Consider the following 12,747-nt stretch of genomic DNA (forward strand, 5'->3'; position numbering starts at 1 on the left):
CATCACTCCTGCCTGATGTTTTCAGCTGCAATGCGCCCGATAAAACGATCCTCTGCGCGGGTCACCAGCATCATCCTGGAATAGGTGAGAAGCAAATCCAGTGTTGCCGGCTTGCGCAGGGGTGCAAAGCCAAGACCGACAAGATCAAAGGGAATCAAAGAGTCAACTTGATGCCAAATTGCGACATCTACAGTTCCCGACAGGATCTGTCTGGGAATTTCCAGGTAATTACACTCGAACCTTTCAGATCGATCAATTGGCCCGAATTCTGCGATGGACATCTGATAGTGGTCGCTGGAGGTCGGATCGACGGCAATGCGGCGCGGGCGTTCTGCCGTACTCGCCTTCTCAGATTTTCTAAAGAGCACCACGACCGATCCGGGGCGATAATAACTGCCATCCTCGAAATTAATTGTCTTGAGATCAGATGCAGCATCGTCGCTGATCAGTCGTTCGGCGCCCTTTGAGACAACTGCAAAATCAGCATCACCATCCAGAACCGCGCGGATTCGTGACGCCGAGCCTGCCTGTTCGGAAGTAATCATGGGAATGCCTGCATTTCCAAACTTCAAGCGCAGGCTTGCCCGCACGTCGCGCATCTCCGGCGCTGAGAAGGATGGAAACGCGCCTATGAGCGGCGCGCGACCGGACATATTCCAAAGCTGTCTCGTGTTCAGGGTTTCGATGAAACTTCCTTGATGTCCAGAGCGGCGAAAGGATGCACCACCTGCATCTTCAATATGCTTGATGGCGGTCTGTATGGTCCCCGCCCCCATGCGAAATTCGCGTTGCATATCGGAAAGCCGTTCAAACCGGTCACCCACCTTTGCATTCAGCAGCCGGCCCGCAAGAACCTGCATAAGGGCGAGACTTCGATTGCCTCGCATATGTCCGGCCTGATGCTCCAGCCTGGCTCTCCCTCTGATTACAGTTATCCGAGTATTGGGATGGTTTGAAAATTTAGGAAAACTTCAATCTTTGGTCAAGGTGTTGAGGTGCGTGTGAGTCATCGGCAGAGCATCTTTGCGGAAAAAATTGCTTGCATATATCAATAATCAGTGTATTGAATATTGAAACTGAAGAATCGCACTGCGAGCCCCTCCTGCGGTCGGAGAATCCGCCATGAGGAGCATCGCAACCAAAGCGACATCAGGAAATGGGAGGATAAAATATGAAAACTTACAAATTCCGCACAAGCTGTATCGCTTTGTCCGTCGCTGCCAGCATGATGGCGGGCGCGGCTTACGCTGAAGGGGAGTCGCTTGGCGTCTTCTATATGAATTCGCTTGGCTTTTTCGTTAAGGTTGGTGAAGGGGTCAAGGATGTCGTCGCCGAGCAAGGCGGTGGCACGATCATGGAGAGCGTTTCGAACGACAATCCGGTTCCTGAATCCGAGTTTGCTGACACGGTTATAAGTGCGGGTGTCGGCGCTGTTATTATATCGCCGACATCGGCGGATGCATCTGTCGGCGCAGTAGAGCGAATGGTCGACGCGGGCATTCCGGTGATCTGCTACAATACTTGCATCAATGATGCGGATCGGGAGCGCCTGGTCAGCGGGTTCTTTACGACCGACCAATATGCCTTCGGTTATGAGCTCGGTAAAGTTGCGGCACAATATGCAGCCGACAACGAGATCTCCCCTAAGCTTGGGATTTTGAATTGCGATCGTTTCGAGGCGTGTCAGGATCGCAAGCGTGGTTTCCTTGAGGCTATTGCCGAAGGAGGGGAGTACGAGATCCTGTCCGATCAGGAATCCTGGGTTGCAGATGAAGCGACCGCGGTTGCTCAGGACATGCTGACATCCAACCCGGATATCAACATGATGTGGGCTGCGGCTGAGGGCGGCTCCGTGGGTGCAATGCTTGCGGTGGAATACAGCGGAAAATCCGGCGACACCGTCGTTTTCGGAAGCGACCTGATCCCGCAGATGGTTGAGTTCCTGCGTGAAGGGTCGATTCTCAAGGCGGCCATTGCGCAAAGCCCCGTAGACATTGGCAGGGAATCTGCGACGCGTGCCTTCGAGGTCATCAACGGTGCTGAGGGGTCGCCTGATCTCACGGTTGTACCTGCAACGGTCTACACGACCGAAGATACTGATGCGTTGGCCGAATGGATGCAGGCGAACGGTCAGGAATAATTTCCTCCCGAAGGCGGCGCGCTAGACAAGGTCTTGCCAATCAGTGCGCCGCCAATTTTCAGAGCGGGTAGAAAAGATGACAAACACACACGAAACCAGCCTGATCAGCCTGCACAACGCAACAAAGCGGTACGGCAAGCTTGTGGCATTGAACAATGTTTCAGTTGAGCTTCACCCCGGTGAAGTGGCGGCCATCGTCGGCAAAAACGGTTCGGGCAAGTCGACGCTTATCAAGATCCTGTCGGGTGTCATTCAGCCTGATGAGGGCGAGATGATGCTGGGTACTGAACCCGCGAACTTCAAAACGCCCTCGGACGCGCTTGATGCTGGTGTCGTCACCGTTCACCAGGAGCTTTCCGTCATCGAGTCGCTCACCGTTGCAGAAAACATTGTGCTCGGCCGCTGGCCCAAAACACAATGCTTTGCCGGTCGGATTGACCACAGTGAGATGAACAGGACCGCAAAGTCGATCCTTGCGGAATTGGACGAAGAACAGATCGACGTCCGCGCATTGGTCTCGTCGCTTTCGGTCGCCGAGCGCCAGATTGTGGAGACCGCCCGCGCCTTGGTGCAAAGGCCCAAAATTCTTCTCTTGGACGAGCCGTTTTCGACGCTTTCTGGTCAGGAAGTGGAAATCATGAGTCGCCGCATTCACGCTATTGCCCAGAGAGGGCTAGCGGTCGCGTTCGTTACCCACCGGCTGGGAGAAGTGAAGGAAATCGCGACCACCGTGATGGTGTTGCGTGACGGCGACTTGATCACCAAGGCGAACTCTGCCGATATTTCGGTGGAAAAAGTCGCGCAGCTTATGCTGGGTGAGGCCGCAGAGCAGCAGCGCGAGGACACTGCAAAATCCATCCGGGACTTCAGTGACGCGGATGTTGCATTGTCGCTACGAAATTTTTCAGTTCCCGGACGTATCGAAAACCTGGATCTGGATGTCCGGTCCGGCGAAATCGTGGGCATTGCTGGGCTTCTGGGCGCAGGCCGGTCTGAATTTCTCCGCGCACTTGTTGGTGTGGAGCCATGTACCTACGACACCTATGAACTTTATGGCGAGAATATTGAAAAGCCGCAGCTGAACGAGATGATTAGACGCGGTGTCTACCTGGTTCCAGAGGAGCGCAAGGTGGACGGTTTCGTTGGCCAGTTCTCAGTTATGGAAAATCTGGAGCTTCCAAATTTTTCCAGCCGGTCTTTGTTCGGACATATTCAATGGCGAAATGTACGCAAGACGTCGCAGAATATTGTTGAGCGAATGTCCGTAAAGATCTCTGACCTGTCAGAATCCATAGAGAATCTGTCAGGCGGCAATCAGCAGAAGGTTGTGCTTGGCCGTTGGATCAAACGCGGCAATATGCGGCTCTTTTTACTCGATGAGCCTTCTCGCGGTGTCGACATTCACGCGAGGATGCAAATTCTTGAGGTGATCCGAGATCTCGCGGAACAGGGCATCGCGGTGCTGATGGTTGCTTCGGAGTTCGAAGAACTGTTCGAGGTTTGCGATCGACTGGTCCTTGTTGGCCGAGAGCGGGAAGCCGTCTCGGTGCCAACGCATCAAACAAGTCTGGAAGCCGTTACTGCGCAGCTTTTGCGCCAGTAGACGCTGACATTTTGAATTTTAACGGAGGCAAGCTGCAATGAACACCATATCCAGATCAAGGCTTGGGGATTTTGGCCTTCTCGGCGTGCTTATCATACTGGTGCTCGTCTTTTCGGTCATCGCGCCGAACTTCACCTCTGCGAACAACATGCTCAATATCCTGCGGAATGCCGCATTGGTGGCGATTGTCGCCATCCCCATGACATTTGTTCTGATCTCAGGCGAAATTGATATCAGTTCCGGCCCGCTGGCTGCATTTGCAGGCGTTAGCTTCGCCTTGCTTGTCACACAAGCGGGTGTTGGCATGACATTGGCGTTCATTCTCATCTTGCTCGTCGGCTTTCTTTCGGGCGCGTTTGTGGGGGCCATGCGCAGCTATTTCAATGTCCCGTCTTTCGTGACGACGCTTGCACTTTGGGGAGCACTGCGCGGCTTGGCGATCTGGAGCAGCAATGGCCACGCCGTCTTTATCCAGGACAGCAGCTATAGAGTGCTTCTTGGCGGCGACTGGCTGGGCGTGCCGGTGCCGGTTTATTTCGCCGCAGTTGTTTTCCTGGGATATTTCTACATAGCGAAATACACGGCCTTCGGTCGCAGCGTTTATGCTGTAGGCGGGAATGAGGCATCGGCCCGGCTAGTCGGGATCGCGGTCTCGCGCATCAAAATACTCGCACTTGCAGCCACGGGACTATTTGCGGCGCTTGTCGGGCTACTGATTGATGCGCGCCTTTCGTCTGGCAACGCGAATGCCGCAGAGGGCTTCGAATTCGATGTCATTGCTGCGGTGGTTGTGGGAGGCGCCAGCCTTTCTGGCGGAAGCGGTAATGTAACGGGTACGTTGATCGGGGTGCTCTTCATTGCGGTACTTTCCAACGGTCTCGTTCTGCTTGGGATGAATCCGTATCTGCAAAGCGTGGTGCGCGGGCTCGTTATTCTTCTTGCCGTACTTTTGAACGTCGCGGTTCGGCGCAAAGCGTGAAGCCATTTCGCCGAAATCAGGAATGTCGAAGTGTTCGGAGAAAGTAAAAAAGTCGATATAACAACTAGTTACATTAACCTCAGGGGATAAGTCGATCACGCCATAGTCTAAAGAGATTTGCCGCGTGGTGAGAAAAGAACGGAGATAAACAGTGACCCAGACCAATATGGAAGCAGAGACCTGCCAGGCAATTATCGGAGCGCTCAAACAGGCCGGTATCGATGCCGAGTTCTGTGCCACAAACGGCCCGCGGGGAGATCATTGGCCTCGCCGGTTTAAAGAAAGCAGTCAGGCAGATGAGGCGTCAAAAGCAGTTGTCTGCTACCCGCAAGATGCATCTGCCGTCGCGACTGTCTTCGCCGAAGCCCGCAAGCACGGCATCAAAATCGCAGCGTTTGGTTTGGGATCAAGCGTCGTTGGCTGCTTTGATGGTTCGCCCGGAATTTACTGCTCCACCGAACGAATGACAGATATCGAGGCATTCGACCCGACCGATTGCCGGGTGACGGTCGGTGCTGGTGTGAATGGCGGCGACCTCCAGCAGTATCTCCTGAAACGGGGCTTCGAGCTTGGGCAGACGCCGCAATCGCTGTATATGTCAACCGTCGGCGGGTGGGTCAACACACGTGCTGCGGGCGGCTTATCAACGCTTTACGGCGGAATTGAGGATGTCGTGACCGGGATTGAGGCAGTGCTTCCAACCGGTGAGATTGTCAGCATCAATTCAAGCCCCCGGCCGTCAGGTGGTCTGGATCCGATCCGAACCCTCATCGGAACCGAGGGGTCTCTGGCCATCGTCACCAAAGTTACCCTTGCCGTCTTCAGGCAATTGCCGACAGTACAGATGGCTGCGGGTTTTAACGATTTCAGCGGTGCAATTGAAGCACAGCGACAGCTTGTCCAGGGCGGTTTTCCGGTAGCATTGCTTCGCTCTTATAACATTGCTGAAACGGCGCATGTCGTGGCACCGGGTCAGGAACCCTTTGCGCTGCTGAATTTCACGATGTCCGCTCCGGCGCAGGCGCTTGGCCCCCTGCAATCGGCGGCTGAACAGATTATACGGCAATGCGGCGGTTGGTTGCTGAATGAAGACGTCGCTGCCAACTGGTATGTGCGGCGCTATCAGGTCGAGACCATGATGGAGGATCGCAACAGCGAAACCGGCAAAATGTTCGATACCGTAGAGCTTTCCCTGCCATGGAGCACTGCCGCGCGTTGTGTCGAGGTCCTTGAAGAAAAGGTCGGAAAACGCACAACCGAATTCTTCGCGCATTTCTCGCACGCCTATCAGACCGGTGCCTGCCTTTACGCGATCTTCTGGGTTGAAAACGAAACCGACGAAGCCGTTCTCGCCGATTGGGCTCAGATTTGGGAGGACGTCATCGCGACCGTTGCTGAGCATGGCGGAACCCTTTCGCATCACCATGGCATCGGCGCCGTTCGCGCAAAACGCTATCAGAACAGCGATCAGGGTAGGCTGCATGCAAGGCTGAAGTCAGCCGTCGATCCTGAGAACACACTTTTTGCCCGGCTTCTCGAATAACCATCCCGAGGAACCTCACGACAGATGAAATCAAGATAAAGGAAAGCATATGACTGGTCTTCAAATGCGGTTGGATCGCCTTTTCAACAAGGAAAGTGGCAAGTCGGTTATTATTGCGCTCAGCAATGCAATGTATTTCGGGCCGGTTGCTGGAATGCAGAATAATAACGAAGTCCGAAAGGTCGTTAAGGGTGCGGTTGGAGGCAACTGTGATGCGGTCATGGTGACACCTGGCGGCTTGCGTGCCAATCTCGACATCATCTCTGGTCGCGGTGGTCCGGCGATCATCATGTCCGCGGGATATACGGCGACCTGGCGTGCCGCGGATCGTTTCGGCGGCGGAGGCGCGGCGCATCGCATGTCGCCTATTGCCTCAGTGGAAGAGGCCCTTCGTCTTGGTGCCGATGCCTATCATCTCTACACCTTCCTTGGTTGGAAGGATCCGAACCGTGATGCAGAAGAGCTGGAACTGCTCGGCCAGATTTGCGAAGAGGCGCGTCGCTGCCAACTGCCGGTGGTCTGTGAGCCGCTCGCGCGCGGAGACGCAGTTGATCCAGCGCAATACAACAGTACTGAAAACGTTGCCCTGATGGCGCGCATCGCCTCTGAAGTTGGCGCAGATATCGTTAAAGTGGAATATACCGGGAGCCCAGAAAGCTTTTCCGAGGTCGTCGAAGCCAGCGCCTCGCCTGTCGTCATGATGGGCGGTGCGAAAACCGATACTTTTGACGAGTTTCTGACCTTTTTGGGTGGCGCCATGTCATCCGGAGCGAGAGGCGTGGCTGTTGGCCGCAACGTCTATTCGCAGCCCGACCCCGCTGACGCGGTGGCACGGACAGCTGCCACAGTTCACGGCCAATAAGAATCATAAGGAGAAAGACAATGCCCATTATTCGTATCGACATCAGCGAAGGTCGCACGCACGAACAGAAAGCGGCGATTTCTCGCGACATTACGGAATCCGTATCCAAACACACCGGCTTGGCTGCCGAGAAGGTTATGATCTTCTGGACGGATCTTCCGCGTCACAACCAATGCGTCGGTGGCGAAATGCGCGCGACGCCACCAGCTGATTAACCTGCCCGGACAGATGTTGACTTGGAACAGAGCAAGGAGTGTAGCACGTGAGTAAAAATGACAGCCCTGACGACCTGAAAGGGGCGGTTGCCCTAGTCACGGGCGCTGCGGGAGGTATCGGCAAGGCGATTGCCGCGCGTCTGCTTCGTGATGGTGGGCGGGTTATCATGACCGATATCAATCGCGATACGCTTGCCAGCGCTACCGAGGCGCTCGCGGCCGAATTCGGCGAAGACAAGGTTTTCCATACCGAACTGAATGTTGTGGATGAGGACTCTGTCGCCCGAGCTTTTGCCGAAGGTCGTCAGAATTTCGGTCAGATCAACATCGTGGTATCAAATGCAGGCATTGCCTTTGCCGCCCCATTGACAGAAACGGCCGTTGACGACTGGGATCGTTGCATGGACATCCTCGGTAAGGGATATTTTCTGGTATCCCGCGAGGCACTGCGCTTTTTTACGGCACAGGGGACCGGCGGCAACATCGTCTTTATCGGTTCCAAGAACGGACTGACGGCATCGGTCAATGCCTCGGCCTATTGCGCAGCCAAGGCGGCTGAGGTGAATCTCGCGCGCTGCGTCGCGCTTGAGGGGGCCGCAGTTGGTGTCAGGGCCAACACTGTCAGCACCGAGGCCGTAATTCGCGGCTCTGCAATTTGGGACGGCCCTTGGCGCGCGGAAAGGGCAGCGGCCTATGGGGTCGAGCCCGATCAACTTGAAGAATATTATCGCAATCGCACATTGCTGAAGCAATCTATTCTGCCGGAGGACGTCGCAGATGCCGTCGCTTTCTTCGCTTCGGATCGTTCGATCAAGATGACCGGCAATATTCTCAGTGTCGATGGCGGAAACCAGCTGGCGTTCGCCCGCTGACGCGTGATCAACAAATTCGAAATGAAGAGGAAGAGACAATGTCAGGAAAGCTGAATGGAAAAGTCGCTATCGTAACGGGTGGAGGCGTTGGAATTGGCCGCGCTGCTGCTGAAGCCTTCGCCCGCGAGGGTGCAAAAGTTGTCATCAACGATGTCAATATCGCTGCTGCGCAAGACGCCGCAGAGGCGATTGTCGCTGCAGGTGGCGCTGCGCTCGCCAACGGCGACGCCATGGGAACCCCGGAAGCCGGCGAGGCGCTTGTCAAAGCGGCAATGGAAGAATTCGGCCAAGTTGACATTCTTTACAATAACGCAGGTATTTCGGCGCATGGGAAGATGTTTGAGATGTCAGACCATGATTACCGCCGGGTGATGGACGTGAATCTTGATGCCGTTTTCTATGTTTCGCGCGCGGCAGTGCGCGAGTCGATGAAACCACGCGGTAGCGGCAAGATTATCAATGTCGTCAGCCGCGTTGCCCTGCGCGGTCGTGCCGGTGACAGCAATTATGCAGCGGCAAAGCTTGGTGTTGCAGCGTTTACATTGAGTTGGGCGCTGGAACTTATGGAATATGGCATTAATGTAAATGCGATCTCTCCTGCGGCCTGGACACCGATGGCAGACGCACAACCCGAGGATGTCAAGGCGACCATGCGTGCTGCGAGGTCTAAAAATGTCCTGAACCGCGTCGGTGAAGTGGAAGATATCATGCCGACTTTGATGTTTCTGGCCAGCGAGGACTCGGATTACGTGACCGGAAATATCCTGCACGCGACGGGGCAACCGATGACCCTGAACTGATAGGGGAATAAGATAAATGGTCCTGCCGCGGCTCTCATTCAGGTGACTTCGGCGGGATCACAGCAATAGACCAATGCGGCGATAATTGTTCTGAAAGAAGCGTTAATCTAACGGAGTTTTCGCCACTGATGTTAACCGTGGTTCGTAAATGTTTCTAGGATCGTTATATTGGGGCGTTCAAAAGGTTATCCAGCGTTTGGGTGGCTCATGCGGAGTTCTTTTTAGAGCGAGCGTTATTGCATGTCTGAGCTGGTCATTGACGGTGCTCTGGGTCTGCTTCAAAATTTCATCAGATTAGTTAGACAGCGCAGTCTTAACTGATTGAGCGGCTGATCCTTCCCGAAGCTGTGAATCGGTCTGTCGGACCCTCTAACCAGCGCGATAGCCCCAAGGACAATTCGAAACACAGCCGATGCCTTGCCTCGCTGGGACGCGCGGTTCCCAAGGTGTTTCTCGTGCAAGTAAAGCAATGCGAGAATGATCGTCGGACACAATGTTCTTGGGATGCTTGTAACTTTTCGGCGATTTTGCATCAATCGCACGCTACACAGCTAGCATCGCCAGTGTATCTCGCGCATTGCGCGAATGCCGAAATACCGTAGCGAGCTAAGGCCGAAATCGTCATTTGTGACTATATTGACTGTCTCCGCGATCTCCATAGTCCTCACCTTCACCATCTGAAGGTCGATATGAAACGCATCAGAGTAATCCACTTCGACTAAGTTTGCGATGATGCGGGTCAGGGCATCATTAACTTACGCCGCCAAAGACGGTGCCATCTAGGTTTTCAGAAGGGCAGGCCGTCGCTACCGACTTCCTATAGCTGGATATTTTGTTTCAAGTAAGGTAAGTAATTCTTCGCATATTTTATGCGAGAATTATTTCGATATTTGTATGGGTGTGTCCTCCACTTTAAAGCGGCTACAGGAATGCGTTTCTACAAGAGTTGAGGTGGAGGCGCATGTCGTTTGAGGTAGATGTTCTTGTCGCAGTGGCCATGAAATATAGCATCACATGATATGAAAGTTCACCTGAATTGCCCGCTTATGTCGCTTGGCAAAAAGGCTATCGAAAACGCTCCCCGCTGAGGGAGCTTTTTTGTATGAGCGGACCTCGCCACTTGCTTGCGCCGCCGGGAGCGCGCTGATAATCAATAACCTACTCTTTTAGTAAGGCAAGGTGTCATGACTTCCAGCGACTGGCGGCTCGATGTTCGCAATTTGACTCGCCATATCGCCGGGCAGTCTGCGGTGGAGGATGTCTCCTTTCGCCTTGCAGCCGGGCAGGTGACCTGTTTGTTGGGGCCGTCGGGCTGCGGGAAGTCGACGACGCTGCGGATGATTGCGGGGGTGGAGCGGCCTGATAGCGGTCAGGTGTTCGCCGATGGTGTCGCGCTGGTGGATGGCAAGAGCATCGTGCCGCCGGAGCGGCGCGGTGTCGGGTTGCTCTTTCAGGATTTCGCGCTCTTTCCGCATAAAACCATCGCGCAGAATGTCGCTTTCGGGCTGCCGCGGCGGAGCAAGGAGACGCCCGCACGGGTGGCCGAAGTGCTCGCGCGGGTGAATATGTCGGGCTATGAGGCGCGGTTTCCGCATGAGCTGTCGGGCGGGGAGCAGCAGCGGATCGCGCTGGCGCGGGCGCTTGCGCCGCGGCCGCGGATCATGTTGCTCGACGAGCCGTTTTCGGGGCTCGATCAGCGGCTGCGCGAGGATATTCGGAGCGAAACCCTGTCGATCCTGCGTGAGGAGGGCACCTCGGTTGTGATGGTCACCCATGAGCCGGAGGAGGCGATGGATGTGGCCGACACGATCGCGCTGATGCGGGCCGGGCGGATCGTGCAGGAGGGCAGTCCGGATGAGCTCTATAACGCGCCAGTCGACAAAGAAGCGGCGGCATTTTTCAGCGATATCAACGTTTTGGAAGGGCAGGTCGTCGATGGGCGAGTCGAGACGAAGCTTGGCGCTTTCGACGCGCGCGGCCTTGCCGAAGGGGCCCATGCGGAGGTGGTGATCCGCCCGCATCACCTGAATGTCGCGCCAAACGGGGCGGATCGAGGTGTCGCCGCAGAGATTCGCCATATGCGATTTCTAGGTAACGAAACCTTTGTCAGTATGATGATTGGCGGGACGTCCTTGCGGGCGCGCAACCGTGATCTGCGGCCCATGGAGCCGGGCGGAAAAGTGACGCTGCTCCCGCCGAAGGACGCCTATTTCGTTTTCGAGCGGGCAAAACGGTAGGGGTGCGCGGCCGGAAGGGATGAAATTCACTCGATGGTTCCGCGCTCCATTGACTTACCTGATTGTTTCGGTCAACCATCCGGGCGTTCACTGGGTTGGGCGCAGGCACGCGATCAGCCCATGCAGGGAGACGGACCGCAAGCGCCTCACGCGCCCGAGGGTCGCGCGCCCTGTCAAAAATGAGAAGGATAGACCATGCGACAGACCATGACCGCCATTCTGGCACTGACCGCGCTCCCGGCCTTTGCCGTGGAAAAAGCCGAGGTGATCGGCACTTATGCGGATATTGCCGAGGCCGGATATAGCGACAGTCTCACCAAGGCGCAGGAGCTGCAAACGGCGGTGAATACGCTGATCGAGACACCGTCCGCCGAGGCGCTGGCCGAAGCAAAAGCGGCATGGATCGAAGCGCGGGTGCCCTATCAGCAGACCGAGGCCTATCGTTTCGGCAATGCCATCGTCGATGATTGGGAGGGCAAGGTGAATGCCTGGCCGCTCGATGAGGGGCTGATTGATTATGTCGATGACGGCTATGGCGGCCCGACCGATGAGAACCAGTATGCGGCATTGAATGTGGTGGCGAATCCGACCTTTACGCTGTCCGGCGAAGAGATCGACGCCAGCGAGATCACGCCCGCCCTTCTCGAAGAGACGCTTCAGGAAGCGGATGCGGTCGAGGCGAATGTGGCGACGGGCTATCACGCGATTGAGTTTCTGCTTTGGGGCCAGGATCGGAACGGCACCGAAGCGGGTGCGGGGTCGCGGCCTTGGACGGATTACGCGCAAGGGGACGACTGCACCGGCGGAAATTGCGACCGCCGCGGCGCCTATCTCAAGGCGGCGACGGATCTGCTCGTGACCGATCTGGAATGGATGGCTTCGCAATGGGGTGCCGAGGGCGAAGCGCGCACGACGCTGCTGTCCGATGAGGATGCCGGGATCCAGGCGATCTTCACGGGCATGGGCTCGCTTTCCTATGGCGAGCAGGCGGGCGAGCGGATGAAGCTCGGTGTCATGCTGAACGACCCCGAGGAGGAGCATGATTGCTTCTCGGACAACACCCATAACAGCCATTATTATGACGGGCAGGGCGTGTATAACGTCTATAACGGCGAATATGTCCGCGTGGACGGCTCGACCGTGTCGGGCCCAAGCCTGTCGGATCTCGTTGCCGAAGCGGATGCGGAGGTCGATGCGGCCCTGCGTGCGGATCTCAACCAGACCATGGTGGAACTTGGCCAAATCAAGGCCGCAGCGGAAGCGGGCATGAGCTATGACATGATGCTCGCGCGCGGCAATGAGGCGGGCGAGGCGTTGATCATGAGCGCCGTCGATGCGCTCGTCACGCAGACACGCTCCATCGAGCGCGCGGTGGCGGCGCTTGGCGTCGAAGAGATCGGGTTCGAAGGCTCGGACAGTCTCGATAACCCGGACGCGGTGTTCCAGTAATCTGAGGGGCGGCCTTCGGGTCGCCTGTCATCCGGCGTGATGAGGAG

11 protein-coding genes are annotated in these 12,747 nt (G+C 56.0%); 10 read left to right on the forward strand and 1 reads right to left on the reverse strand.

The annotated features are described in order from the left end of the window. Nucleotides 1-2: 2 nt before the first annotated feature. The gene (locus tag ACMA5I_RS01485) at nucleotides 3-860 is read right to left on the reverse strand and encodes a YhfZ family protein (RefSeq protein ID WP_525884448.1); all 858 of its coding nucleotides are present in this window, start codon (nucleotides 858-860) and stop codon (nucleotides 3-5) included. A gap of 311 nt (nucleotides 861-1,171) precedes the next feature. Here ACMA5I_RS01485 and ACMA5I_RS01490 point away from each other — a divergent pair, with 311 nt between their 5' ends. From ACMA5I_RS01490 to ACMA5I_RS01535, 10 genes are all read left to right on the forward strand, one after another. Further along, entirely contained in the window at nucleotides 1,172-2,140 is a 969-nt protein-coding gene (locus ACMA5I_RS01490) for a substrate-binding domain-containing protein (RefSeq protein WP_525884449.1), read from the forward strand. 43 nt (nucleotides 2,141-2,183) lie between these two features. Next, complete coding sequence (locus tag ACMA5I_RS01495; protein WP_525884450.1) at nucleotides 2,184-3,743, forward strand: sugar ABC transporter ATP-binding protein; 1,560 nt, start codon at nucleotides 2,184-2,186, stop codon at nucleotides 3,741-3,743. A 37-nt stretch (nucleotides 3,744-3,780) separates the two neighbouring features. Further along, entirely contained in the window at nucleotides 3,781-4,722 is a 942-nt protein-coding gene (locus ACMA5I_RS01500) for an ABC transporter permease (RefSeq protein ID WP_525884451.1), read from the forward strand. Between the two features lie 151 nt (nucleotides 4,723-4,873). Continuing rightward, complete coding sequence (locus tag ACMA5I_RS01505) at nucleotides 4,874-6,265, forward strand: FAD-binding oxidoreductase (RefSeq protein WP_525884452.1); 1,392 nt, start codon at nucleotides 4,874-4,876, stop codon at nucleotides 6,263-6,265. Nucleotides 6,266-6,314: 49 nt separating this feature from the next. Beyond that, on the forward strand, nucleotides 6,315-7,127 hold the full coding sequence (locus tag ACMA5I_RS01510; protein ID WP_525884453.1) for a class I fructose-bisphosphate aldolase: 813 nt from the start codon (nucleotides 6,315-6,317) through the stop codon (nucleotides 7,125-7,127). Nucleotides 7,128-7,132: 5 nt separating this feature from the next. Next, the gene (thmT, locus tag ACMA5I_RS01515) at nucleotides 7,133-7,342 is read left to right on the forward strand and encodes a 2-hydroxymuconate tautomerase (RefSeq protein ID WP_525884702.1); all 210 of its coding nucleotides are present in this window, start codon (nucleotides 7,133-7,135) and stop codon (nucleotides 7,340-7,342) included. 47 nt (nucleotides 7,343-7,389) lie between these two features. Beyond that, the gene (locus ACMA5I_RS01520; RefSeq protein WP_525884454.1) at nucleotides 7,390-8,214 is read left to right on the forward strand and encodes an SDR family oxidoreductase; all 825 of its coding nucleotides are present in this window, start codon (nucleotides 7,390-7,392) and stop codon (nucleotides 8,212-8,214) included. A gap of 38 nt (nucleotides 8,215-8,252) precedes the next feature. After that, entirely contained in the window at nucleotides 8,253-9,014 is a 762-nt protein-coding gene (locus ACMA5I_RS01525) for an SDR family oxidoreductase (protein ID WP_525884455.1), read from the forward strand. Nucleotides 9,015-10,198: 1,184 nt separating this feature from the next. Then, entirely contained in the window at nucleotides 10,199-11,251 is a 1,053-nt protein-coding gene (locus ACMA5I_RS01530; protein WP_525884456.1) for an ABC transporter ATP-binding protein, read from the forward strand. Nucleotides 11,252-11,446: 195 nt separating this feature from the next. Further along, nucleotides 11,447-12,700 carry an imelysin family protein gene (locus ACMA5I_RS01535; RefSeq protein WP_525884457.1) on the forward strand — a complete coding sequence of 418 codons (1,254 nt, stop codon included), beginning with the start codon at nucleotides 11,447-11,449 and terminating at the stop codon, nucleotides 12,698-12,700. Nucleotides 12,701-12,747 lie beyond the last annotated feature (47 nt).

This window comes from Jujubicoccus corallicola, assembly GCF_047345645.1.
In the GTDB taxonomy this organism is placed as follows: domain Bacteria; phylum Pseudomonadota; class Alphaproteobacteria; order Rhodobacterales; family Rhodobacteraceae; genus JBLEFH01.